Annotated in this window: 23 protein-coding genes and 1 riboswitch; of the genes, 13 read left to right on the plus strand and 10 right to left on the minus strand. The window is 35.4% G+C overall.

Annotated elements, in window-relative coordinates; translation table 11 throughout:
- From Q0L68_RS00245 to Q0L68_RS00255, 3 genes are all read right to left on the minus strand, one after another.
- Positions 1-265: homocysteine S-methyltransferase family protein (locus Q0L68_RS00245; protein ID WP_296697708.1), on the minus strand; the 265-nt coding region annotated here is incomplete at its 3' end.
- Positions 266-326: 61 nt separating this feature from the next.
- Positions 327-425, minus strand: a riboswitch (SAM riboswitch).
- Positions 426-508: 83 nt separating this feature from the next.
- Positions 509-1,825: a hypothetical protein gene (locus tag Q0L68_RS00250; protein ID WP_296697712.1), complete on the minus strand. Its 1,317-nt coding sequence runs from the start codon at positions 1,823-1,825 to the stop codon at positions 509-511.
- Between the two features lie 58 nt (positions 1,826-1,883).
- Positions 1,884-6,179, minus strand: a complete 4,296-nt coding sequence (locus tag Q0L68_RS00255) for a PAS domain S-box protein (protein ID WP_296697715.1) — start codon at positions 6,177-6,179, stop codon at positions 1,884-1,886.
- Positions 6,180-6,411: 232 nt separating this feature from the next.
- On the opposite strand from Q0L68_RS00255, the gene Q0L68_RS00260 reads away from it, so the two are divergent.
- Positions 6,412-6,732 (plus strand): YbjQ family protein, encoded by a 321-nt coding sequence (locus Q0L68_RS00260; RefSeq protein ID WP_296697717.1) that lies wholly within the window; start codon positions 6,412-6,414, stop codon positions 6,730-6,732.
- Between the two features lie 18 nt (positions 6,733-6,750).
- Here the strand turns inward: Q0L68_RS00260 and Q0L68_RS00265 are convergent, their stop codons facing one another.
- From Q0L68_RS00265 to Q0L68_RS00280, 4 genes are all read right to left on the minus strand, one after another.
- Positions 6,751-6,993: a (2Fe-2S) ferredoxin domain-containing protein gene (locus tag Q0L68_RS00265; protein WP_296697719.1), complete on the minus strand. Its 243-nt coding sequence runs from the start codon at positions 6,991-6,993 to the stop codon at positions 6,751-6,753.
- Entirely contained in the window at positions 6,994-8,247 is a 1,254-nt protein-coding gene (locus Q0L68_RS00270; protein WP_296697722.1) for a DUF819 family protein, read from the minus strand.
- Between the two features lie 64 nt (positions 8,248-8,311).
- Positions 8,312-8,947 carry a CoA pyrophosphatase gene (locus tag Q0L68_RS00275; protein ID WP_296697725.1) on the minus strand — a complete coding sequence of 212 codons (636 nt, stop codon included), beginning with the start codon at positions 8,945-8,947 and terminating at the stop codon, positions 8,312-8,314.
- Positions 8,934-9,632: a hypothetical protein gene (locus tag Q0L68_RS00280; RefSeq protein ID WP_296697727.1), complete on the minus strand. Its 699-nt coding sequence runs from the start codon at positions 9,630-9,632 to the stop codon at positions 8,934-8,936. Before Q0L68_RS00280 ends, Q0L68_RS00275 begins: the two co-directional genes overlap by 14 nt.
- Positions 9,633-9,948: 316 nt before the next feature.
- On the opposite strand from Q0L68_RS00280, the gene aceK reads away from it, so the two are divergent.
- The 4 genes from aceK (at position 9,949) to Q0L68_RS00300 (ending at position 15,522) form a co-directional block, all read left to right on the plus strand.
- Complete coding sequence (gene aceK / locus Q0L68_RS00285) at positions 9,949-11,676, plus strand: bifunctional isocitrate dehydrogenase kinase/phosphatase (RefSeq protein WP_296697729.1); 1,728 nt, start codon at positions 9,949-9,951, stop codon at positions 11,674-11,676.
- A 78-nt stretch (positions 11,677-11,754) separates the two neighbouring features.
- A complete protein-coding gene (locus Q0L68_RS00290; protein ID WP_296697732.1) occupies positions 11,755-12,882 on the plus strand; it encodes an alpha/beta hydrolase-fold protein in 1,128 nt (375 codons plus the stop codon).
- Between the two features lies 1 nt (position 12,883).
- Positions 12,884-14,302: a M17 family metallopeptidase gene (locus Q0L68_RS00295; protein WP_296697733.1), complete on the plus strand. Its 1,419-nt coding sequence runs from the start codon at positions 12,884-12,886 to the stop codon at positions 14,300-14,302.
- 2 nt (positions 14,303-14,304) lie between these two features.
- Positions 14,305-15,522, plus strand: a complete 1,218-nt coding sequence (locus tag Q0L68_RS00300) for an ATP-grasp domain-containing protein (RefSeq protein ID WP_296697737.1) — start codon at positions 14,305-14,307, stop codon at positions 15,520-15,522.
- Here the strand turns inward: Q0L68_RS00300 and Q0L68_RS00305 are convergent.
- The 3 genes from Q0L68_RS00305 to Q0L68_RS00315 form a co-directional block, all read right to left on the minus strand.
- The gene (locus tag Q0L68_RS00305) at positions 15,519-16,286 is read right to left on the minus strand and encodes a TIGR02757 family protein (protein ID WP_296697740.1); all 768 of its coding nucleotides are present in this window, start codon (positions 16,284-16,286) and stop codon (positions 15,519-15,521) included. The two genes, Q0L68_RS00300 and Q0L68_RS00305, sit on opposite strands and share 4 nt — an antisense overlap.
- Complete coding sequence (locus tag Q0L68_RS00310) at positions 16,286-16,840, minus strand: hypothetical protein (protein WP_296697741.1); 555 nt, start codon at positions 16,838-16,840, stop codon at positions 16,286-16,288. Before Q0L68_RS00310 ends, Q0L68_RS00305 begins: the two co-directional genes overlap by 1 nt.
- A gap of 117 nt (positions 16,841-16,957) precedes the next feature.
- Positions 16,958-18,139: a LysM peptidoglycan-binding domain-containing protein gene (locus tag Q0L68_RS00315; RefSeq protein ID WP_296697744.1), complete on the minus strand. Its 1,182-nt coding sequence runs from the start codon at positions 18,137-18,139 to the stop codon at positions 16,958-16,960.
- A 206-nt stretch (positions 18,140-18,345) separates the two neighbouring features.
- Here Q0L68_RS00315 and Q0L68_RS00320 point away from each other — a divergent pair, with 206 nt between their 5' ends.
- From Q0L68_RS00320 to Q0L68_RS00355, 8 genes are all read left to right on the plus strand, one after another.
- Entirely contained in the window at positions 18,346-19,695 is a 1,350-nt protein-coding gene (locus Q0L68_RS00320) for an NfeD family protein (protein WP_296697746.1), read from the plus strand.
- Between the two features lie 28 nt (positions 19,696-19,723).
- Positions 19,724-20,101, plus strand: a complete 378-nt coding sequence (locus Q0L68_RS00325) for a cyanoglobin (protein WP_296697747.1) — start codon at positions 19,724-19,726, stop codon at positions 20,099-20,101.
- Positions 20,094-20,834 carry a 1-acyl-sn-glycerol-3-phosphate acyltransferase gene (locus Q0L68_RS00330; protein ID WP_296697750.1) on the plus strand — a complete coding sequence of 247 codons (741 nt, stop codon included), beginning with the start codon at positions 20,094-20,096 and terminating at the stop codon, positions 20,832-20,834. Before Q0L68_RS00325 ends, Q0L68_RS00330 begins: the two co-directional genes overlap by 8 nt.
- Entirely contained in the window at positions 20,821-21,108 is a 288-nt protein-coding gene (gene gatC / locus Q0L68_RS00335; RefSeq protein ID WP_296697752.1) for an Asp-tRNA(Asn)/Glu-tRNA(Gln) amidotransferase subunit GatC, read from the plus strand. The genes Q0L68_RS00330 and gatC overlap by 14 nt, the downstream gene beginning before the upstream one ends.
- A complete protein-coding gene (locus tag Q0L68_RS00340) occupies positions 21,108-23,888 on the plus strand; it encodes a hypothetical protein (protein WP_296697755.1) in 2,781 nt (926 codons plus the stop codon). The genes gatC and Q0L68_RS00340 overlap by 1 nt, the downstream gene beginning before the upstream one ends.
- Before the next feature lie 86 nt (positions 23,889-23,974).
- The gene (locus Q0L68_RS00345) at positions 23,975-24,691 is read left to right on the plus strand and encodes an ABC transporter ATP-binding protein (protein ID WP_296697760.1); all 717 of its coding nucleotides are present in this window, start codon (positions 23,975-23,977) and stop codon (positions 24,689-24,691) included.
- Between the two features lie 58 nt (positions 24,692-24,749).
- Positions 24,750-25,298, plus strand: coding sequence for a cob(I)yrinic acid a,c-diamide adenosyltransferase (locus Q0L68_RS00350; RefSeq protein ID WP_296697762.1), 549 nt, complete (start codon positions 24,750-24,752; stop codon positions 25,296-25,298).
- A gap of 44 nt (positions 25,299-25,342) precedes the next feature.
- Positions 25,343-26,410: a branched-chain amino acid aminotransferase gene (locus Q0L68_RS00355; RefSeq protein ID WP_296697765.1), complete on the plus strand. Its 1,068-nt coding sequence runs from the start codon at positions 25,343-25,345 to the stop codon at positions 26,408-26,410.
- The last annotated feature ends 55 nt before the right edge of the window (positions 26,411-26,465 follow it).

Below are 26,465 nucleotides of genomic sequence, written 5' to 3' on the forward strand. Positions count from 1 at the left end.
TGGAAGTTCCAGAGAAAGTATTGGTTTCAATGATATCTGCTCCTGCTTCCATGTACTCAGCATGAATAGCCTGGATAATATCCGGACGGCTGAGAGATAACAAATCGTTATTTCCTTTTAGTGCTTTTGGATGATTGGCCAATTCAGGAGTTCTAAAATCTTCTTCCAACAAAGAATAGCGTTGGATCATGGTACCCATAGCACCATCCAAAATTAGAATTCGTTTAGAAATTTGCTGAAGTAATAATTCTGTTCTGTTTTGCATTTTAGTTTATCATTCAAAAAGCTAATCGAGCAAAACACGGAAAAAAGTACTAGGACTCTTCCGCTCATCTATTTCCGCAAATTCGGAATGGGAATTAGCACCTTGATTACAGGTTGCTAAGACGTCGTAGGGCCCTTCCCTCAGTCTTTCTCGATAAGCTGTTCAAAGGTAATATCATTTTGCTAATAAAACAGGCTACTTAATCAATTTTGATCAACGGAATCAAACAATTGCTCCAAATTATTAAGGTCTTACACCTATCCCAAAGCTTAGATAGGGTGCTGACATGTATGTAGCCATATTGTAATCCCCTAGTTTATAATTGGCTAGCGGTAATTCATACCCGAAAGAGGTATTCAACACAAGGTCAAAAAGATTCCTTTGTCCAATGGGGATGCCGTACTCCACAAAAACCTCTGGTTTAGCCATTAATCCACTATTCTTTAAATATCCATCGAAGGTTCTTTGTTCAAATAGTTCGGGGAAATTAGGCTTTTCTTTCTGAGTGATGGTATAGCGAATATTTCCAAACCCTAAACCAGCCAATCCACCTATAGCCATGTTTTTGAATTGAATAATTTTCATCCCTAAGTTTCCATAAACCCTTAAACTATTTAAGGAATGATTTCGAAGATTATTTGCCGACCCACTCATTGCTAGATTATATACATCTGCTCCATAAAGCAGGTCTCCACTTTCACCTAAAATTCTTAAACCCAAATTTGAAGGAGAACCATCAAATGGGTTTAGTCCTGCCTCTTCCAATTTTTTATTAAAGCCTGAAGGACTAGTAAAATGAATTCCGTTGACCAAATAAAACCCAATACTTGCATCTTTATAAAAGAAATTTCTATCAGGTAAAGTCAATCCTGCCCCTACCCTAATAAAAGCTCCACTTTGAGTATTTTCAAATGATAGATCATTCAAATTCCATTTACCCTCAAACGGACTAAAGGCATATCCTAACTTCAGTAAAACTTCCAGTGCTTCTTCCCTGCCAGGTAAATCAAAATCATAACTCAACTGGAAACCTGTTTCTGTTAAAAAATTCCCATAGTACTGGCTTCCTTTTTGGATATTTCGCTTACGTAAAATAAATCCTTCAGCAGGATCAGCCAAAAACTCCTCTAGATTTTGAGAAGGATTTTGTGGTAACATTTGAAAATTCAGAAACCCTGCCCCGATGGACATGTAATGGATTAATTGAAACTTAGATTCCTCAATAAAAGCATAACCAATATTCAACAAGGCTCTTGAGGTTCTATAATTTATTTTAAAATCATCAAACTCACTTTTTAATCCTCTGTTATGGTAAAGTTCCATCCCAATAACAAAGTCATTGTATCGAGCTTGATAGCCTAAACCTATCGTATGATATTTATTTCGGAGCCCGGTCAATCCCCGATCTTCCATTAATTGATCAAATTGCCTCAATTTTGATCCTGAAGTCCCTGCCAAAACATAAAACGAAGATCGTTTTGTGACAAGGCTTTGAGCAGATAGTTTATAGGAAAAACCTATAAACAGAAAAAAAAGAAAAAAACGCGAAAAAAGGGGCATGAAGTTACTCTGTTTGAAGTTGACTCATTGGTCTTGAGCTTTGCAGGCAAAATTAATGCTAAACAGAAATTCCCGGATAATCTTTACGATTTAGTTGCTTAATTAATTTTTCGTAGAGTATGTCTGGAATAAATGGTTTTGGGATAAAATCATTAAACCCAATTTCCATCATTTCATTTTTCACTTCATGTAAAGAGGTAGCTGTCAGAGCTAAAATCGGAACCTCTCTCTTTTCCTTATCAGAATGAGATCGAATGGCTTTTGCTGTGGAAAACCCATCTAAAACAGGCATTTGAAGATCCAATAAAACCAGATTAAAATTTCCTTTTTCAAATTCTTCTAAAGCTTGTTCCCCATTTGATGCAATCACTAAATTGCCAACATTCCATTTATTAAGGAATTTTTGAATAAGAATCTGATTTACATAATTGTCTTCAGCAACTAATATAGAGGCATTTTGAAGGGACTTAACACCATTGATAGTCAGATTTTTACTTCTAGAAATAGCAGACTCATCAATTTTAAATTTCGCAAAAAATCTAAACTGACTTCCCTTTCCTTCAATGGAACTTACAGAGATTTCACCTCCAAAAAGAGCAACCAGCCTTTTCACAATGGCTAATCCTAATCCTGTCCCTCCATACTTCCTTGTCGTGGAAGTGGATGCTTGGGTAAATGCTTCGAATATCGTTTCTATTTTGTCCTCTGGTATCCCGATCCCTGTATCCTCAATAGTAAATTCTATAACTGTATAATCTGATTCACGAAGTTGTTCTTTCAGTATGATTTTCACGTATCCATTTTCCGTGAATTTGATAGCATTAGAAATTAGGTTATTGATTATTTGACCTAGTCTGATAGGATCTCCTATGACCTGATTTGGTATTTTGGGATCTATTTTGAATTCAACTTTAATCAGTTTTTCACTTGCCTGAAAGCTATGTGAATGTACAATTCTGGAGATAACATTCTGCAAATCAAAAGGCACTAATTCAAGCTCTACCTTTCCAGAATCAATTTTAGTGAAATCCAAAATATCATTGATCAGAGCCATCAAATTCTCAGCTGAAAACTGTAGAGTTTTTAAATTTTCTAGCTGGTCAGGCCTAGGGTTTCCCTCTACCAGTAAATGGGAAAGTCCTATAACTGCATTCATGGGAGTCCTGATTTCATGACTCATAATTGAAAGAAACTGCGATTTGATTAAAGACGCCTGTTCTGCATTTTCTTTGGCTTTCAGCAATTCACCTTGGGCTTCTTTTAATCTTGAAATATCCCGGGCGATTCCAGTATAATATTTAGACTTACCATCTTTATCCAGAATCAATTTTCCATTGGAATTAAATACTTTGTACTCTCCATTTTTATGAAGTAATCTAAATTCCAAAAACTGATTCTGTGCAAGGAAATTCTCTGTGGAGTCTAGCATTTTTTGAAACTCTCCCATGTCATCGGGATTTAAAAAATCAAAAATGCTTCTCCCTATCACTTCCTCGGTTTTATATCCAAGATATTGATATACGTTTGGTGAAACATATCTTAGGACAAATGTCTCAGTTAATGAAAAAATTATTTCAGTTGATTCTTCTACTAAAGTCCGGTATTTTTCCTCGGATTGAATAAGATCAATTTTTGCTTGGTGTTCATCTGTAATATCCCGAATGATACTAAGAACAAACTCCACTTGTTCATTGATGATAATTGGCCTAAAAGTTCTTGAATAATATCTTCCTTTAATTGGAAACTCTGATTCAATTATTTCCCGCTCATAGTAGACTCGATCTAGAAGAGAATTTACTTCTTCATAAGAAGTGAGGAAAATTTCCCATAGAAATTTTCCTTCAAAATCTTCCCGTGTAATACCCCAGTGATCAAAATTTGTCCCCTCAGCAACTATATATTTACGCTCCTTATCTAAAAGGAAAATATTGGTTCCGGGGATATTTGAGGCAAGAAGTCTATACTGCCTATCTCTTTGTTCATTGATTACTTCCAGGTTCTTTCTGTCATTAATATCCTGGAGGATTCCTTCATGTAGATAAATCTCACCTGTTTCATCTAACACTTCTCTGGTTTGATCTTCAACCCAAATATATTGCCCATCAGATTTCTTCAATCTATAGGATCCTGAAAATGACTTTATCCCTTTGCTTGTCTTTGTTGAATAAGCTTTTTCTCGGATTCTTCTCGCATCTTCAGGATACAATAAATCAAGAATTGATTTCTTCTTATCGATTAATTCTTTTGAATTATATCCAAAACGATTAATGTTTTCAGAGATATATACTATTTGAAAATCATTATTCGGATCAACTCTGAATAAAATCGTGGGGCTATTTTCCACAATCATTTTGGCTCTGTTCGCCAATTTTTCAGCTTCGTATTTTTCAGATAAATTTCTTAAGACAAAAGAAAAACCGATCTTCTCCTTTTTTTCAGAAAAAATTGGTTGAAGCGATAATTCAAAAGGTTCTTTTTCTTTCCCAGATATTTTAATGAAAATTTCCTTTTTCCAGACTGATGAATCTCCTTGCACAGAGATAAAATTTTCTAAACTTTCTTCCGGATCATAAAATTCAAAATACTTGTAAATACTCCCTTTCAAAGGTTCATTGTCTGGTGATCCACATAGCTTTTTCGCAGCCTCATTCACATAAATGAGATTTAAATCAAGCCCAGTCACTACAATTGGATCATTTACCTGCGTCAATATTTGCGATTGCAACAAAAGATATTCTTCTGAAGCTTTCTTTTGAGTGATGTCCGTACAAAATCCAAAAACTTCTACACTATGATTAAAAAAATGATCTCTTGCATCAATTTCATAACTCAAAATCACATCTCTATTCCCAGGTGATAGCATCCTAAACTCACCCGATGTAGGTTTTCGTGTTTCGATAGTCAGTCTTATATTATTAATAAAGCTATTCCTATCTTCTTTCTGAATATTATAAATTAAAGTAGAAATCTTGGCATAGGTTGGTTTATCTCCTAATCCAAACATACGAGCCAAACCACCTGAAAAATGAAAGCTATTTCTATTTGGACTGTATCTCCATGATCCCGACTTAGCTAATAGTTCTGTGGTGGCAAGCAAATTCTCATTTCTCTCAATTTTTTGGAGCATCTGTCCCCCCTGATAAGCCCCATACAAAATATCTCCTAACTGCCTAAGAATTTGAAGCTCACTTTCATCAGAGAAAATATCTTCATTTTTGAACTCTATCACCAAAACACCTTTCAACTGCAGAGTGGATATCATTGGGATAAGAAGTACTGATTTTTTATTCAAAGACTTTATCAATTTTACTTTACCGAAATTTGGTGAACTAGGTTGATCTTCAACCATTCCATCCAAGTCATTCACATCAAAAGTTAGATTGACCTCCTCATTTAGATTTTGCCATTCAGTCAAAATCTCAAACTTTTTATTTTCCAAATTTCTGAGGAGGACTTTGGAGCAATTTGCTTTTAACGAAATGCTTAATATTGTAAGTGCCTCTGTAAAATTTTTATATAAATCTTTTAAATTCTCATTAATTAAATGATGTGAAATTTTATTGATAATGTTTTCAAGATCTAACCTCTTTTGAAGGGAGATATCCATTTGAACATAATCCGTGATATCTCTTCCACTGAAAAGGATTCCTTTGATGTGTGGGTGATTTTGAAGGTTTTTAGCATAGCTTTCTATGTATATTTTCTCCTGCCCTTCTTTATGAACCCAAAAATCAATATTAATTTCTTCTTCTGAATTTAGAACACTTTCGAAGTTGCCTTTGACTAATTCAATAATCCCTGCATCTATGAATTGTCTGAAATTTCTACCAACAATATCTTCGACTTTAAAGCCTAATTTTTTACCGACATTTGGGCCAACAAATTTATAATTCCCTTCTACATCGAGTATTGATATCAAATCATGGGTATTATTAAGAATACTTTCCAAATATCGAAGGTTATAACTTTCACTCTCTATGGTCCTAGGCTGAGGGTTTAGGAGCATAGATTCAGTGTAGAATTTTGATCTGACTCCTTTTAAAATTAAAAATCGATCCTGATAGCTAGACGGTAGCGGGACAAAACTCCATTCAAACAAAACATACTCGGACGATTTCGATTGTAAGGATTTGAAAAATGTAAATGGCTCTAGTTCCTTCCCTTTGAAATATTCCTCTATCTCTATAATCACATTAGGATACTGAACGAATTTCTTCCAGTCCTCTTCTAGAAATTTAAAGTTTGATTTAAAATGAGCATTAAAAAAAATTATTTCTTCAGAATCGATCATAAATAGCGGTTCGCTCATCTGATCGAAAAAATCTGAAATATCAAATTGTTGAAACATTGTCATACTCTAATCACTTCAGTTTTTCTAAAGTCATAGCACTAAAGTTATTAAATGAAGCTTAATTTGGCTAAAAGTAAACTAACTTTCCAATAGTGCTTCTCATAATTTATTTTAACCTACCACAATCTGAAATTAATATTCCTTTTTTCTGGTAGAAATAAAAAAGATTAAAAACTCTATTTTCATTTTTTCGTGTTAAAGTGAATAGTGTCAATATTAATAACAAAACTAATTTATGATTATTTCTACTACCCCAAGCCTTGATGGATATCGAATCGAAGAATATTTAGGAGTTGTTTCTGGCGAAACAATTATTGGAGCAAACGTTTTTAAGGATTTTTTTGCAAGTATTACCGATATAGTAGGAGGAAGATCATCTGCCTATGAGCAAGTTCTACGGGAAGCAAAAGCAACAGCAATGGCTGAAATGGAAATTCAAGCCAGAACTTTTGGAGCAAATGCGGTGATTGGAATTGATTTAGACTATGAGACAATTCGGGATGGCATGTTGATGGTCACCGTCAGTGGTACCGCCGTAAAAACAGTCAAACTTTAAACTAAAAGTCCTGAAAAATCAGGACTTTTTTATTTGAGAAATCACTTTCTCAAAAGTTGCCTTTTTACAAAAATATTCTCCAATTATTACCACCGGGGCTGATTTGCAACAATCCATACATTTTGTTTTAATCAATTTGAATTGCCCTTTCAGACCTTTAGAGTTTATTTCTTCCTTTATTTTTTTGTTTAGGCTTTTGGATCCTGATTTCTTACAATCAGATCCTTGACAAATAAATATAAGTTTTCTTTTAGATTCCATTTATCCCCCAGAAATAGCTTGCATCATTAAACCACATAGATAGGCTCCATAGGTTCCTGCAGCATAACCAAGCACAGCTAATAACACTCCCACAGGAGCTAAAGATGGATCAAAAGCTGAAGCTACAATCGGTGCAGAAGCCGCACCACCCACATTGGCCTGCGATCCAACTGCCACATAAAAAAACGGAGCTTTAATAATAAAAGCTACAATTAACATGATCAGGATATGAAAAAACATCCATAAGATCCCAATTAAAAATAAAATCGGTGAATCTAATACGGCACTTAGATCCATTTGCATACCGATCGAAGCAACTAGGACGTATAACAAAACACTTCCCATTCTAGAAGCCCCAGAACCTTCTAGATTTCTGGCTTTTGTAAATGAAAGTAATAATCCCAAAGTGGTGGAAACAACAACAATCCAAAAAAATGTAGAGTCTAAAGAATATTGACTTAGATAAGGATAATTCTCTCCGATCCAGGGTGCCATCTCATCTGCTATCCAATGTGAAAAACCGGTAATTCCAAACCCTACTCCCAAAACTATCATGGTATCAGAAAGACTTGGAATCTTCATAATCCCAGCCCTAAATTTTTCAATCTTATCCCTCAATTCATAAATAGCTGAACTATCAGCTTTGAATTTCCTATCAATAACCTCTGGTTTTGCAGCCCAATACAATAAAACAGCCATCCATAAATTCGCCACTAGAACATCCACAGCAATCATTTGACTGAAAAGTGAAGGACTAGCTCCAAAAACTTCAAGCATCGCAGTTTGATTTGCACCGCCTCCAATCCAAGAGCCAGCTATTGTAGCCAATCCTCTCCAAATTTCATCAGGCCCATTTCCTCCTAATAACTCAGGTTGTATAAAACCTACTGTAGCGAGTGCTAAAGGTCCACCTATCATAATTCCTAAAGTACCAGCCAAAAACATGGTCAATGCCTTAGGACCTAGCTTTAAGATACTTTTTAAATCAATACTTATGGTAAACAAAACTAGAGATGCAGGAAGCAAGTATCTACTTGCCACTTGGTAAATTCCAGATGTTTCTCCGGAGATCCAACCAAAAGAATTAAATAAGGCAGGTATGAAATAACAAAGAAGAACGGTTGGTACTATTCCATAAAATTTTCTCCAAAAAGTATTTGAACTTGCAGATGTGGCAAAGACGAAGGCCAAAATGGACATTAGGATACCAAAAACAATAGCATCATTTGTAAAAAAGGGGATATTTTCTTCCATGGTTCGAAATACGGAGTGAATTGCTATAATACCAATAATTATTTCCAGAAAATAAAATGTTTACTTACTTTCCATTTTCCATGATTCGGAGAAATTCCCCTAATATCATTGCCGTTGCTCCCCAAACTATCTCTTTTTCAATATCAAAATATGGAGTATTCAGCCTGAAAGACTCGCTAATGTCTAGTGTTTTTTGCTTCAGAATATCGGGAGAAGACAGATGCCTGATGGTAGTTTGAATAATTCTTTCTACTTCTTTTTCTTCTGGAATGAAAACCGGCTTGGATGTGGTAAATCCCAATACTGGAGTTACTAAAAAATTGCTAGGAGCAATATATAAATCAGTCATTTTACCCAAAATCTCTACTTCGTCAGGATTTATCCCAACTTCTTCTGAGGCTTCTCTTAAAGCGGTAAAAATTAAATCTGGATCTTCAAGCTCCATTTTCCCACCAGGCAATGCAATTTGGCCGCTATGAACTCCATCATATTCAGGTCTTTTTATCAAAGGGAAATACACTTCTTTTTGATCTGGATAGAACAATAATAATACAGCGCCTTTCCTGTGGTTTTTAGGTCTTTCCGGATCAAACCTTTTTCTATTAATGGGTCTAGGAGACATATTAATATGCGCTTCAACCCCAGGCAATGGGGCTTCTAATCCATTTTTTATAATCCTGATGAAATCATGAAACTCCATTTGAACTCAAATCTACTTTTTTGATTTTTTGGTTTATGTAAGATTCAGTCTCATAATCCGAAGTAACCTTAGTTAATTGATACCTGTGTACTTTATGATCCTCAAGTTCTATAACCCATGCCATTGGTCGAAAACCAGCCTCTTCCTGAAAAAAGCCAAAAACGACGAAAGTAGTATTATTGATCCAAAGTCCATCTTCAAACATACCAGAGGGTCCCATAAACAACAACCTTTCTTTCATCCCATCCTCTCGATACCAAATCACTTCTGAATCCGGATTGAGAAAAGGAGTTTCTAATCCGTCTTGGGCTTCTACTTTATAGCTATAAATATCCATTGTACCGTTTCCTTCCGGATGAGGAATTTGGTAAGGAAAAAGCGGATCGTCTTTAAGGATTGGATTTTTCTCAGGCATTTCCATTGGATCAATAGTATCTGTCTGAATCAACAAAAAGTCCTGCGCTTCAAAAACATCAATTTCATTTTCCCAATGAGATTTCCACTCAGATTTCTTTCCCAAGCCAACTTCAAGAAAACTTCTCAATTTTTTGGCTTCTACCTCGTCGACTGATAGAATAGAGTCAGGATTCTCAGTCTCCGGCTCCGTAGAATCACAAGAAAAAAATAGCCCTGCACATGCCAGTAAAACGGTAATTTGAAGCTTATTTATGTTGGAAACTTTCATGTAACAATAATAGGAGAAGTTGAAACTAATCTAGAGTTATTAAAAAACAAAAAAGGCCTGGATAAAATCCTGGCCTTTTCCTGCTCTCAAACCTATTAAACCTATTGTAGATATTCAATTCATGAATACCTGCGAAAAGTAGAAAATGTTTTCATTTCCTCCAAACAATCGATTGCGAAAGATTTTCAAAATTATATTTCCCCTTAATTATTTTATGTTAACAGCCTAAAAATCAGGATAAATAATTTCTCTCAATCTCAAAATATTTTTATCTGTGTTAACTTAACAAGTTCAATTTTGAAATTTATCTTTTCTCATGTCAAAATCCCTTGATTATCAGATCGCAGAAAAAATCTTTAATGGGTTCCTGACCTACATAAAATCCTTTAATGCATACACTAGATTAACTCCAAAATATTTTAGTGAAAGAAATTGGCAAGCTATTCAATTAAACCACAAACAAAGACTTCGCCTTTACAAGGATTTACTCTTTCCTCTTGCTGCATCATGTAAAAAATCTCTAGCCGATAGAAGCACAGACCGAGCGCTTTGGACTACCATAAAAACTGAGTATTCTCACCTAATATCAACTTTGCCTGAGCTAGAAATAGCAGAAACTTTTTTTAACTCAGTAATTCGGAAAACATATGAAAACGTTGATATTGATGAAGACCTCATGTTTGTCATGGAAGGCCATGATTTTTGTAGTATTAGAGAAAATTCAGATTTGATAAGAAACTATCCCAAAGGTTTGGGTTTAGACAAAATTATTCTTCAAATACTGGATGATTTTGATTTTGGAGCTCCTTTTATGGAAAAGGAAAAAGATATTAAGTTTTTAATCGAGGGTGTCCAAAAAGTCATTTTAACACGATATAAAATAGATTCGGAAACAAGAACCCAAATTTTAAAATCAATTTTTTATAGAAACAAAGCAGCCTACTTGATAGGAAGAACTTTCGTTGGAAAAAAATGGATGCCTTTTATTATTCCCATTATGCACTCCAAAGATGGGATATTCGTGGACACTCTGATTTTTGACCCGAATCTTATGAGTCACTTGTTTAGCTTTACCAGATCTTATTTCATGGTAGAGGCAGAAGTTCCTTCAGAAATCGTGGCTTTTCTAAGTTCGGTGATCCCTCATAAAAAGATACACGAACTTTATAATGCAATTGGTTTTAATAAACATGGTAAAACTCTTTTTTATAGAGATTTTCTCCACCATTTAGATAATAGCAAAGATCAATTTGTGGTTGCTCCCGGCATTAAAGGAATGGTAATGACAGTCTTTACATTACCTTCATTAAACATCGTATTCAAATTAATAAAAGATCATTTCGAGCCTCCGAAAAATATGACTCGTCAGGAGGTTCGGGAGAAATATAAACTTGTCTCGCTTCATGATAGAGTTGGAAGAATGGCCGATACCCATGAGTTTGAATATTTTAAAATTCCAAAAGACAGAATCAGTCCTGATTTGATTCAAGAGTTGAGAAATACAACTAATTCTTTATTGAATTTCACAGATACTCATCTGGTTATTAAACACTTGTATACAGAAAGAAAAATGGAACCTTTAAATCTGTACCTTGAACATTGTGGTACAGAAGAAGGAAAAAAAGTGGTTGAGGATTACGGAAGAGCAATCCTCCAACTAGCTCAGGCTAATATTTTCCCTGGAGATATGATGACAAAAAACTTTGGGCTAACCAGGCAAAAAAGAGTGATTTTTTATGATTATGATGAAATTGAATTTCTAAATGACATGAACTTCAGGGTTAAACCAAAAGCAGAGACATACGAGCAGATTTATGCTCCGGAACCTTGGTATTCTATTGCTAAAAATGATGTGTTCCCGGAGGATTTTAAAAGATGGATGATTGGAAGAAAAGATTTAAAAGAACACTTTTTAGATTATCATTCTAATCTGTTTTCACCAGAATATTGGCAGGGAATTCAAGTTAGAATAGAAAAAGGCGAATTGATACATGCTTACCCCTATCCAGAAGAAATAAGGTTTAGACCCGAGCTAAAAGTCTAAGCAATCATTTTTTTCTTCTTACATCGGTAACAAAAGCCTATTTTTGCAATCTGCATACCCGCCCAGTTCGCCCTATCTATGAGTATTGAAGTAAAATCTAAAATCAAACCAGTGACTAAACTAGGAAGGAAAATCATTCTCCATACAGCCCAGGATGATGATAGACCTGTTTATATTTCCGGAAACTTCAATAACTGGGAAACTCAAGACTTTAAATTTTTGATGACAAAACTTGGGAAAGGGAAGTATGAATTTTCCTTTCCCGATGAACCTCAATTTCAGGAAGAGTTAATTTATAAATTCACGAAAGGTGATTGGTCTGAAGTAGAAATAGATAAATACGGAAACAGAACTCCAAACCGACACTGGGATGATAATAAAACATCTAAAATCGAGAAAGTTGCAAAATGGAGAAAAAACTGGCTTCCATATCGTCCCAGCCAGCTACCAAAAATCCATTTGATATCTGAAGAATTTGAAATTCCTCAATTAAATAAAACCAGAAAAATTTGGGCGTTGCTACCTCATGATTATGAAACCAGCGAAGAAAACTATCCCGTTTTATACCTTCAAGACGCACAAAATCTTTTTAACGAAGAAGCTGAATTTGGTAATTGGCAGATAGATAAAAAATTAGCTGTCATGTCTGATTATGGTATTGGGAAAATTATTATCGTAGCCATTGAACACGGGGAATCTGAAAGACTTCAGGAATATAATGTAGGAAAAACCTTACTTGGTAAGGGTCATGGGAAAGAATATATCCGTTTTATTACCGACACTTTAAAACCATTTGTAGATAAAACTTTTCGTACAAAAAGTGAAAGAGAATTTACCGGAATTGGAGGGAGTTCCATGGGAGGATTAGTGAGTATTTTTTCTGGTCTCATTTATCCTGAAGTATTTGGAAAACTCATGATATTCTCCCCTTCCCTCTGGGTAATTCCTAAAATTAAATTGGGTTTTTTGGATTTTTTCGAACCTATGGATACCCGGATTTATTTATATGCAGGAGGAGATGAAAGTGAAACGATGGTTAAACATGTAACCAAATTTCGAAATAGGATTTTGAAAAGAGAAAGTCTTCAAGGTAAAATGAAAGTCCATTTGAGTATTAACCAAGAAGGAAAACATAACGAACAATATTGGAGCGATGAGTTCCCTAAAGCCATAGAATGGCTGTTTTACAGCAATAAAGAAGATTAAAATGCAATTTTATATAAACCCGAGTGATTTCGCTAAAAGTTCTCTTTTTGTAATCCCAGTTTTGGAGAAGAGAATTGATGAGATTTTGGAAGAAAAAATCCAAAAGAAAATTAAGACTTCTCTTTTTTCAGGTAAAAAAGATTCAACCTTTCTTTTAGAATCGGAAGAAAAAGTTTTTCTCTTAATAGGATTAGGAGAATCTCCTGACCCTTGGGAAATAGAAAAATCGTTTCGGAGAGTATTGACCAAAAACAAAGAATTGGTTGAAAAGCATATCACCTTGGATTTTCATGATTTATGCTCCAAAAATTTAATTGAAAATGCCTTAGTAGGCTTTCAATTGGGGTCGTATTCATTAGGTTTCTATAAAAAAGAAAAATCAAGGGATTTTGGTGATTTAAAGGTGAACATTCTATCCCAAAATAAAGATATTGACCAAATATTTTTAAAATCTCAGAAGATTGCCAAAGCAAAAATAGAGGGATTTAAGTTGGTAGATCTTCCTCCCAATGAGTTAACCCCCGAATACTTAGCTAACTGGGCTATAGAAAAGGGAAAAAATCTAAAAATCAATACCAAAGTATTTAATGAGGAAATTTCTAAAAATGAAGATTTAAAAGCTTTTCTGGCAGTTGGCAGAGGCAGCTCAAAACCTTCAAAATTCATTATCCTAGAATACAGAAATCCCAATGCAAAATTTCATATCGGTCTGGTCGGTAAAGGTGTGACCTTCGATACCGGAGGATTAAATATCAAAACTGCTGGAATGGTTCATATGAAGTCCGATATGGGAGGAGCTGCTGCTGTTCTAGCGGCCACACAATTAATTGCTGATCTGGAACTAGAGATTAATCTGACCACCATAGTACCAGCAGTTGAAAATGCGGTGGACAAAGACTCTTATTTACCTAGTGAAGTTATTGGGTCTCATGCTGGCTTAAGTATTGAAGTTATAGATACAGATGCAGAAGGTAGGCTAATCCTTGCAGATGGCCTTTCCTATATGGTAAAAAATTATAATCCAGATCAGTTGATAGACTTTGCTACTTTAACCGGAAGTAGTGTTTCAACATTTGGATACGAATGTGGTGCATTGTTCTCGAATGACGATAACCTTTCCAAATCTCTACAAGATGCTGGCATGGAAAGTGGAGAAAAAGTATGGCCTCTCCCACTTTGGGAAAAGTACAGAACCGAAATGGATTCAGAAATTGCGGATATTAAAAATTATAATGGAAAGCCTATAGCAGGAGCTATCACTGCAGCAAAGTTTTTAGAAGCGTTTATTCATGAGCACAAAAAATGGGCTCATATGGACATAGCAGGTGTAGCGTACGGAGACAGCGAATTTTCTAAAACCAAATCGGGAACTGCTTTTGGTGTGGGATTATTGCTTAAATTCATTGAAAATCAACTTTAAGTATGGAAAATCAAGGAAAAACCTTTTTATGTATTTCTAATTTCTTTAAGGGTAATGCATTTATAACACAGCTTAAAAAGCAGGGAAATAGAGTGTTTCTTATCACTTCTGAGAAATTAAAAGACAAACCCTGGGCATTTGAATACATAGATGAAATTTTTTATATGCCGGGTCAGGATCTGGATTGGGACCTGAACCTATTGCTAAAAGGTGTAGGGGGGCTAATGAAATCCCATAAAATTGAAAGTATCATTTCATTGGATGATTATGACGTAGAAAAAGCCACATTCCTCCGGGAGAATTTGAGAATATCGGGCATGGGACAAACTACGGGTAGATATTTTAGAGATAAATTAGCCATGAGAGTAAAGGCCAAAGAATCAGGTATAAAAGTTCCTGCCTTCTCTTCATTGTTCCATGATGATGACATCAACCATTTTGCAGATAATGTGGCAGCTCCTTGGGTGTTAAAGCCAAGATCCGAAGCTTCGGCTAATGGCATTATTAAAGTTCATGATAAAGATTCTCTTTGGAAACATATTCATGAGCTTGGAGAAAACAGGCTATATTACTTGGTGGAACAATTCAAACCAGGTGATGTCTATCATGCAGATGGACTTCAGCTAGAAGGAAAAAATTTATTCTGTTGTGTATCCAGATATTTAGCTACACCTATGGAAATTTCACAAGGTGGTGGAATATTCAGAAGTGCAAACATTCAGTATAATTCAAATGATGACAAAGCGATCAAAAAGGCAAATTCTGAGATAATGAAAGCCTTTGGAATGAAATCAGGGGCTACACATACAGAATTCATTAAATGTAAAGAAGATGGAGAAATATATTTCCTTGAAACTTCTTCACGGGTTGGTGGAGCACATCTCGCAGAAATGGTAGAAGCAGCATCAGGCATCAATCTTTGGGAAGAATGGGCAAAAATAGAAGATTGCCAAGCCAAAAATTCAAAATACAATCTTCCTAAAGTCAGTAAAGACTATGCCGGAATTGTTTTGACTTTAGCAAATGTGGAACACCCGGATTTAAGCAGTTTTGATGATGACGAAGTTTATTTCAGAGTACCGCTTGAATACCACGCAGGATTAATTGTAAAATCCAAAAAGCAAGAACGCGTTCTTGAGTTATTGGATAATTATGCTGCTAGACTTTCAGATGGAATCTCTACCGTTGCAGATGCGCCTGAGTTGAAAAAGTTTCATTAAAACTTTTCTTCTATTCCCAAACCGAATAGTGCGAAATCATACTTAACAGGATCGATTGGGTCATATTCACGCAATCTTGAGGTGAGTTCGATAGCAGTGAGCCAATCGGTCTGTTTTCTGGTTATCAATCCCAATTTCCTCCCTACTCGATCCACATGCAAATCGCAGGGACAAATGAGCTGGGCTGGCTTGATGTTTTCCCAAATCCCAAAATCAACACCGTTATCATCCTTCCTTACCATCCACCTCAAATACATATTGATTCTTTTGCATGCGGCTTTCCTTGCTGGGGTAGCAATATGTTTTCTTGTTCTTAGAGGTGCATCCGGTAAATGAAAAAAATATTCATGGAAAGATTTTAAAACACTTTCCATCGCATTTTCATCATTATTCCAGCCAATTAGAAATGCTTCCTCCAATGAATCATGATTTCTGTAAAACCAGGACAAAAAGTGGATAAAATATAATGTATCAATATCATTGAAAGTCCGATGCTTGAAACTTAGGAATGGTTTCAAATCCTCTTCCTTATGATTTAACAAAAATTCATGGGGAGCATTATCCATGAGAAGGAAAAGCTCATTGCATTTATTAATAATAGTTTTTCGCTGACCCCAAGCCAAAATAGCGGCAAAAAATCCTGAAATCTCTATATCCTGTTTTTTTGAAAACTTATGAGGAATTGAAATCGGGTCATTTTGGATAAACCCATGTTGATTATATAACGCTACTTTTTCATCTAAAAAGCCCTTTAAATCCTGCATCAAAGAGCAACTTTCACTTCTCCACCCTGAGTCCCATCAAACCACTTGAAAGACAACTCATTGTCGACTTTTTCGGATACATGCCAATCAAAGCATTTGATATTCGTAAGAGACTTTAGACTGTCTTCTTCAGGATTATAAAGACAAATATCAAAATCTGGTAAATTTTTAGATTCAGTGCTGTTCCATTTTTCTATGATAAAACCCTCATCAATAATTCGCACTTTATTCCCGAACACAAAATCACTTAAAACAGTCGGAACCCCATCTTTCCTTCTAAGCTTAAATCCCGACGGTCCAAACATGATTTGTTTAAAAAGCTTTGCCTCCAATAAATCATTTGAAAAGGGAAGGGTTTCCCATTCAACATCCTTCAGCACTACCTTCCTACCCTCTGGTTTAATTCGCATCAAAACACTTGAGATTAAAGAAAATACATAGGTAATCCCAATAAACAATATTCCAAAACTTGCTAGAATAGGATAACATATCACAAAAATCAGGTTCCAGATGAATCTGAATAAGTGATGAAAGAATAATTGAAATTTGTTCATGAGCACGAATACTAAATGCAAAATTAGCCCTCAATAGAGGATAAACAAAAAAATAGACCTATTTACAAAATAAAAAACCCGGCAAAACCGGGTTTGATGATTCTATTTAATTAAGATTTAGTACATAACCTCCACTGGGAATCTAGGATTTACCGCCTTCAATTGGTCATAAGCAGCCTGAGAAAGTTTAATCACTAGTTTTGCATTATCTCCTGTTTCTGGAAGAGTGCCTACTACCCTTGCAAAGATTGTTACATCATTCTCTTCATTCTTTATCCTCATGATCGTACCAACTGGCGCAGTTCTATGTAATACCAAATATTTTTTATGCCCACCTGTACCTTCTATCAATTCAGCTTGTCCCGTTTCCTTTATATTTTTAAAACCTCCGGATGTATTTCCAGAACTTTCTGGAATATTCATTTCATCTGCGTTTGACACAACTCTTGGAGTTCCTACTATAGGTACACTTGAAGGCCCAACTTCACCTCTACCTACTTTTAGAGATTGACCAACTCTCACATTATTGGAAGTTAACGCATTCCAATTAATCAAATCTTCTACTCTTGCCTGATAAAGATTTGCTATTGAGAAAAGCGTCTCCCCTGATTTCACTTCATGCGAAACCCATTCTCCCGGAGCGATGGCAACGCCATTTTCTACTGTTTTGGTAGGTACAGACTCTCTGACCTCAATTTTTTCAGGTTCAGGCTTTACTTTTTCTTCCTTCTTTTCTACCACTTTTGGTGATTCTACTTCGCTTTTTTTAACAGATGCCGTAGAACTTGTTGCTACCACTTGAGGTTTTGGTTTTTCTTCAGGAACTACCTCAACTTTTGCTGGGGTTTCTTCCACTACAACTGGTTTTTTAATTATTAGTGCCTGCCCAACGCTAAGATCATTTCCTTTGAGTTGATTCCAATCCATAACTTCAGCCACTGAAACTCCATATGATTTTGAAATTGAAAAAAGAGTTTCTCCTGGAACAACTTTATGTAAACTTGCGCCATCAGGAATTTCAGATTTTGCAATGAATGGAACGCGGATTGTTTGGCCTATTTTAAGCCCTTGCTTTAATACTTCGTTGGATTCAATGATTTCACTTACCGGAGCTGCATATCTTCTGCTAATTCCAAAAAGTGTCTCTTTTGGCTCCACAGCATGAAGTATGTAGGTTTTATCTCCGACTTTCTCTACCCCTACAGAATCAACATTCGCAGTACCAAAGGCAAATGAATAGGAAGAAATAAGAAGTAAAGCTGAAAATAAGAATAAATTGGATTTCGATCCGAAAATCATAATTATAGTTGGACTGGTAAATAAACGTACTCTAAATACTAGACTAATCTGTCTTTTAAATGGGAACAAGAATTATGCTAGAAAACAATTCTTTCAAGATTAATCAATTCTAATAAAGAATATCAAATTAAGAATCAAAAAATGATAAAATCACTAGTTTCCAGCTCCTTTTTGTATATTTTCTCAGCAATCTCGTACTAGTAAATATGAAGACCCTATTTATCTGCATTTTCTCTTTATTCTTGGCTTTACCAACAGTCTCTTTTGGCCAACAAACACCTATAGATAAAATTTTCACATTTAAAATCGACGAAAACATTGATCCAGCAATGAATAGAAGAGTGAAACTGGCGCTGGAAAAAGCCGAAAGCGAAGAATCAGACCTGATAATCATTGAAATGGATACGTATGGAGGAGCGGTAAATGATGCAGATGATATCCGTACAATGATTCTTGAATCCAAGATTCCCATTTACGTATTTATCAATAAAGATGCTGCCTCTGCAGGAGCGTTGATTTCAATTGCCTGTGATAAAATTTTTATGGCACCAGGAGGAAGTATTGGTGCAGCTACCGTGGTCAATGGCACTGATGGAGCTGCAGCTCCGGATAAATATCAATCCTATATGAGATCCATGATGCGAAGTACTGCCGAAGCAAAAGGAAGAGATCCTAAAATAGCCGAAGCTATGGTCGACGAAAATATAGAAATAGAAGGAATCAGTGAGGCGGGTTCAGTTATTACATTTTCAGTTTCTGAAGCAGAAAAATATGGCTTTTCAGATGGAGAATATGATTCGCTCGACGACCTCATTCAGGGACAGGAATTATCCAACGCAAAGGTTATCGCTTATGAAACTGATGTGGTAGAACAAATTATTGGCTTTTTTCTCAATCCTGCAGTAAGCGGATTTCTTATTTTGATCATCATTGGAGGAATTTATTTTGAGTTACAAACTCCTGGAATTGGCTTTCCGATTTTAGCTTCTATTATTGCTGTAATTTTATATTTCACTCCTTACTACCTAAACGGACTAGCTGAAAACTGGGAAATTATCGTTTTTGTAGCCGGAATAATCTTATTAGCCATAGAGTTGTTTGTGATCCCAGGCTTCGGGATTTTTGGAGTCTTAGGAATTACCTGCATCCTCGCAGGATTGGTTTTAGGTATGCTCCCTAATCAAAATTTTGATTTTGAATTTGTTCCTGCTGCCGACCTTTTTGCCGCCTTACTAACTGTGATTTTAGCTGCAATAGCCTCTGTGGCTTTAGTTTTCTGGCTCACACCTAAAGTAAACGAATGGAAAGCATTTAGTGCAATTACTTTAGCAGGCACTCAACAAAGGCAAGATGGTTATACTTCTAGCTTTTACTCCAATGATTTACTTGGGAAAATGGGCACTGTACATTCTCGTTTGAGACCAAGTGGAAGAGTGGAAATCGAAGGAGAAATCTTTGATGCTTCCTCCAGAGGTGAATTTTTAGATAAAGGGGAACAAATTATTGTGATTTCCACGGAAGGCACCTCTCTAAAAGTAAAAAAATACGAGCCGTAAACTTTTTGGAAATCACTAAGTTTGTGGCATGAATCCTTTTCAGTCAGTTTATGAATTAATCGGAGAAGATCAAATCCGACAACTCACCCATCTTTTCTATCTGGAAGTAAGGAAAAATGAGTCGCTTCGTAGCTTATATCCTGAAAAAGATTTAGCTCCTGCAGAAGAGAGACTGTTTCTATTTTTACTTCAGGTATTTGGTGGACCACAAACTTATTCTGAACAAAGAGGGCATCCAAGATTACGAATGAGGCATCTTAAATGGAAAATCAATGGAGATATGAGAAATCACTGGCTCAATGCGATGATGACTGCAATAGATCAATTGAACTTAGATCCAAATGTGAAAGAGCTCATGCTTGGGTATTTCATCAAGGTTGCAAATCATATGATCAACCATGAATAACTTACCGAGAAGGATATATTCGATATATGCTGCTGTTGTATTTGCATTCAGTTTTCTTATAATTTTCCCTTTTATTCTAGTTTGTATCTGGGTCCCCGGTTTTAAGAAATTCGGAAGAAAAATCAATAGGTACTGGGCAAGAGTTTATTTTACGCTCATCTTTCTTCCTGTAAAAATTGAAAATAAAGCGAAGCCTAAAAAGGGTGAATCCTATATCTACATGGCCAATCATTTTAGTTATTTAGATATTCCTATGATGGGATTTATTCCAGGAGATGTACAATTTGTAGGTAAAGCATCAATCAGAAAGGCCCCACTTTTTGGTTATTATTTCAAGCAATTACACATTGCTGTGGACAGGGAGAGACTTAAAAGTAGAGCTGAAACTATGAGAAGGGCATCTTTGGCTCTAGAAAACGGAAGTAGCTTGGTTATATTTCCAGAAGGTGGTATTTACACGAAACATCCACCAAATATGATTCCTTTTAAAAATGGAGCTTTTAAAATTTCAATTTCTAAACAAATCCCGATAATCCCTGTCACTTTATCTTATAATCATCTAATTTTACCCGACGATGGAAAGTTTTTGTTAAATCGAATGCCCGCAAAAATGGTACTTCATGAAGCAATTTTACCATCTGAAGATGACACAGAAGAGACCCTCAACCGGAGATGTTTTGAGATAATTCAAAATCAATTGAATAAAGACTCTGAAATCTATGAAAATCGATAAAACAACGATAAAGAAAATTTCCCATTTGGCACGACTTGAATTTGACGAAAGTGGTGCAGAGAAAATGTCAAAAGACATGAGTCAAATTCTGGATTGGGTAGAAAAACTCAATGAAATTAATACTGAAAACATTGAGCCATTGACGACTATGTCTTCCGAAATAAATGACATGCGGGAAGATATTAAAGGAACTCATTTAGATCATGAGGCCGGATTAAAAAATGCCCCAAAAAGAGATTCTGATTACTTCAGGGTTCCTAAGGTGAAGGAGTAATGGAGAGAAAAAAAACCGAGATTTCATATTTATTCAAAAATATTCCAGCCCTCCTATTAATTATCTCTGGAGGGCTTTTTGCGTTAAATTATCTATTATTTGATCCCCTTCCTTATCAGATCATTGAAAGTTCCACTTTCCTAGATAGAATCATCATTCCATTTGACTTTGTCCAGATTGGCCCTATTTCCTTTCCTATTAATGTCGATAATTACCTGATTTTTCAAGAATTTCAAGCTTTCCCAAATTCACCCCAAATTCTGGAAGCTTATATATTTTTCGGAATCGTTTTTCTCGTTTCTGTTTCTTTCTTGGCTATTCTTACAGAATTCAAGAAGCTCGCTGTAGTAGCTGGAGGAATAGGATGGATCGTACTGATTACCTTATGTAACTTAAATGGACTGAATATCGGTGGAGCCAATGCCAATATCCCACTTATCATTGTTTTAATAGGAACTTTAGGTCCAGTAATAACCATCCATATTTGGGGACAAAATCTATCATTCATCCTGAAATGGATTTCTGTTTTTCTCAGCTTTGGGATTTCAATTTTTCTTCTTTCCAAATTGAGCCCAATAGATAATCCGATAATTTACATTTCAGAATATTCAACCATTCTTGCTTTAGGGTTATCCATAGCCTGGATTTTTTGGAATGGACACAGTCTTGTTTCTGGAAGCTATATTCTTTTGGCAAGAATAAATAAAAATGTAGGAATCAAGATTTCAAGGCAAATTGCAGTTATTTCCTTAGGCTATCTGACAGCATTATTTATCCTTTTTATGGAAATGACTGGAGATTTAGCCAATCCTTTTTTCGGATTCTCACCCCTTTTATTACTTATTCCAACAGGCGTTTTGGGTTGGTTTTCTTTGGACTCGAAAATAGCTCAGATACCAAATCTGGCTACTTCCGGGAGAAACTTGAGAATATTACATTTATTAGGCTTCGGTTTAGTTCTTTGGCTCTGTTGGAAATTGATAATTACAGGAAATCAACCTGGTGAGGAGTTTTTAAAACACCTGTTTTTATACAGTCAAATAGGTTTTACTTTATTTTTCATAGTCTACCTTTTTAGCAATTTTTTATCGATTATGAATTCAGGAAAAGAGATTGATAAAATACTCTACAAGCCTTATTCTCTTCCTTATTATCACTTAAGAATTGGCGGCTTAATGGCTATTTTAGTCCTGACTATTTATGCAGAAGGTATCATTGGGGTTCAGCTTAACTCCCTCACAAATAATATTTTAGGGGATTATTATTATCAAACTGATCAGAAGTTGGAGGCCAGTATTTTATATGAAAACTCCTGGGCCAAATACCGAAAAAACCATAAGGCTAAGCATCTTACCGCACAACTACTTTTTGAATTGAATCAGCCAACTCTCGCTAAACAACATTTGGAAGAAAGCTTTGCTGAATACCCTCAGGTAGATAACATCATACTTCTGAGCAATAGACTTCATAGAGAAGACAAAATCTTTGAATCTATTTTTTATTTAGAGAAAGGGCTCAATGTATTTCCTGATGAACCCCATTTGACTAATAATTTGGCGCTTTTTTACATTAAGGTAAATAAACCTAATGAAGCTTTGAGGTTATTGGAGGATGGAAATCAAAATCATAAAATCTTAACATCAAATCTTCAGGCGATACAAACTAAACTTGGAGTAAAAGGTGACAAAAACGATGAACCTGAAGATTTAATTGGTCAGATAAACTTATTGGTACATAATAATACATTAGCAAACGTTTCCAGTGAAGAACTTAAAAAGGAAATTAAAAGCTCATTGCAAAAAACCAGAAGTCCAATGCTTATTCATGCTGGTTGGAGAAGTTTTTATTCCGAAAAAAATAATTCTGACCCCACTGCTGATTTGCAGTTTCTAGATTCACTGAGCAAAGATCCCATTATGAGTGATTATATAATGGATATACAGGAAACTGCAGTTATTAGAAGTTTGGGAGCAGGAAGAGTAATCGAAGCTGTAAAAAACCTCAATGGTTTAGCATTTAGAAATCCAAATTCGGCGGGATATTACTTAAGCTTAACTTCTCAGATACTTGCTCAAAACCTTGATTTCAAAAAATCAGCGAAGGAATTATTAGTAGCAGAAGAAAAAGGATTTCAGGCTTTTCAACCTCATCATTTGGCCATTTTACTTTTAGCAGGATTTGATGAAAAGATGGAAGAAATAAGAGAAAAATATCAGGTGATTTCACCCTCTTATTTGCGAGATCCTGAGAATACCATTAACCGATACTTACAGCTCATCACAAACTTTCATGAGTCATTCCCCCAAGACTTGTTTCTGTCTTGGGATAAATTTCCGGATTCTGAGTTGAAAACTGATTTATCGCTACGTCTATTAAGCTATAAATCTCATGACTTAAATAAATCCCAAATGGAAATGTTAGGTAACTATGTGAAAACAAAAATTAATACTGATGAAAATTTGGATTCTTTTTTAGCAGATCCAAACTGGGAAAATGAAAATTCTTTGAATGCTTTTGCAAACTGGCTTAAAATCGGGAATGATTTAACAGCAAACCCCTATTTTACTCCTTTGGTGTTAACTGCAGCAGAAAGAATTGAGGATCCTTTAAATCAATATGAATTATTAAATGAGATGTCTCAGTTTAATCATGATCCATTACTATGGTTTAAAAAAATACAGGCAGCCAAAAACTTAAAACTTGATAATTATGCAAATGATGCTTTGATAGAAATGAGCAAATGGGTACCTGAATCAGAACTGGAAAAATTTAATTATTGAACTTCATTGAACATTTCACGTAATTTCACAAGACTCTTTTTACTTTTCTCACTGACAAAACTTATCTTGATCAAAATTTAATATTCATGGCCAGAGTAATAGAAACCCACGAAATAAACAAAACCTATAAAATGGGAGCTGAAATAATTCAAGCTCTTAAATCCATTTCTATAACAGTAGATAGAGGAGAATATGTAGCATTTATGGGGCCATCTGGATCTGGTAAATCAACTTTGATGAATATTATTGGTTGTTTAGATACCCCTACTTCCGGCACCTACATATTGAATAATAAAGATGCCAGTGATATGAGTGAAAATGAATTGGCTGAAATCCGAAACAAAGAAATTGGTTTTGTATTTCAAACATTCAACTTATTACCGAGAGCATCCTGCCTTGAAAATGTGGCATTACCATTGGTTTACGCTGGTTTCAGCAAAGAAGATCGTGAAGAACGGGCTTTTCAGGCCCTTTCAAATGTAGGTTTAGGAGATAGAACTAAACATAGACCTAATGAACTTTCAGGTGGTCAAAGACAGAGAGTTGCGATTGCCAGAGCTTTGGTGAATGATCCAAGTATTATTCTAGCGGATGAACCAACAGGAAATCTAGACTCCAAAACTTCGTATGAAATCATGGAGTTATTTCATGAATTACATTCAAAAGGCAATACCATTATTATGGTGACTCACGAAGATGACATTGCACATTACGCGCATAGGATTGTAAGATTAAGAGATGGGTTAGTAGAATCAGATACGATCAATCCAAATCCTACTCGAGGAATTACGATGCACGCTTAATATTCCCTTTTATTTACAAATAGATTCTTATTTTTGTCAGAACGAAATATAGTTCTGAATGAAAATCTATACAAAAACGGGAGACAAAGGAATCACCTCTTTATTAGGAGGTAAAAGAATCCCCAAATCTGATTTAAGAATAGATGCTTATGGGACAATCGATGAGCTCAATTCATATATGGGTTTATTGAGAGATCAGGAGGTAAATGAAAAAAGATCTGAATTACTAAAAGAGATCCAAGATAGATTATTTACCATTGGAGCAGATCTAGCCACTGTACCGGGAAAAGAAAAGGTGAAAAAACCCGATCTTCATGATGAGGATATTGAGCTTTTGGAAAATGAAATGGACAAAATGGAAGCTTTACTTCCTCCTTTGACTGCCTTTATATTACCTGGGGGAAATCAATCCGTTTCATTCTGCCACTTAGCAAGGACAGTTTGCAGAAGAGCTGAAAGAATAGTGGTGGAGTTGGCATCCTATGAGCACGTTTCAGAATTAGTAATTCAATATTTAAACAGGCTATCAGATTTTCTTTTTGTTTTGGGAAGGTCAATGAGTCAAGAACTTGGAGCTGACGAGGTTACTTGGAAGCCAAGAATTTAATTAGAAAATGATGCTGGACAGTTCCAGTAATAAGGCATAATATTATGAAAACATCACTTGCCATACCGGTAGAAAAAACCGCCTCTTCTCGCCTTCCACAGACAGATTTTTCCAACTTAGTTTTTGGAAAATCAATCAGTGACCACATGTTTGTTGCTGATTATATAAATGGCGAATGGACTGATTTTAAAATTGAGCCTTATGCACCATTAATGCTGAGTCCGGCAAATGCCACTTTGCATTACGGACAGTCAATTTTTGAAGGATTGAAAGCATACAAAAATGACCAAGGTGAAATTTTAGTATTTAGAGCTGATGCCAATTGGTCAAGAATGAATGAATCAGCAGAAAGGATGTGTATGCCTTCTATTCCTGAGGAAATATTCATGGAAGGTATGATGCAACTTTTGGAATTGGACAAAGCCTGGGTGCCGAGTGGGAAAGGTTCATCGCTTTACATCAGACCATTTATGTTTGCAATGGATGATTATATAGGAGTAAAACCTTCAGAGAAGTATAAGTTTATCATTTTTACATGTCCGGTTGGAAATTATTATAGCAAACCTGTCAGCGTTAAAGTAGAGACTGTATTCACTCGTGCTAATGAGGGAGGTACTGGAGCTGCAAAGACCGCAGGTAATTATGCTGCGTCCTTATATCCTGCACGAAAAGCTCAAAAGGACGGATATGATCAATTACTTTGGACAGATGGGAAAAGCCACAGTAAAATTGAAGAAAGTGGAACCATGAATGTCATGTTTAAGATCAATGGGAAAATAATTACGGCTCCCATTGATTCAGGTACTATCCTAAAAGGAATTACAAGAAATTCGGTAATCCAACTAGCCAAAGACTGGAATCAAGAATTAGAAGAAAGATTTTTGACTGTCTCTGAATTAGAAACCGCTTTAAAAGAAGGAACCTTGGAAGAAGCTTTCGGTACTGGTACAGCCGCTACGATCGCACATATCGAAAGGATCAATGTAAATGGTAAAGACTATTCTCTTCCTTCTATATCCTCAAATTCATTTTCAAAGAAGGTGCTTGCAGAATTGGATGGTATCAAATACGGATCTATTAAAGATCCTCACAACTGGATTATTAAAGTTTAACAAGAGGCGGGAATTTAGATTCCCGTTTTTTTTTATAATTATGAGAAAACTCTGT

Origin of the sequence: Algoriphagus sp., from assembly GCF_024642405.1 — a bacterium.
Classification (GTDB): domain Bacteria; phylum Bacteroidota; class Bacteroidia; order Cytophagales; family Cyclobacteriaceae; genus Algoriphagus.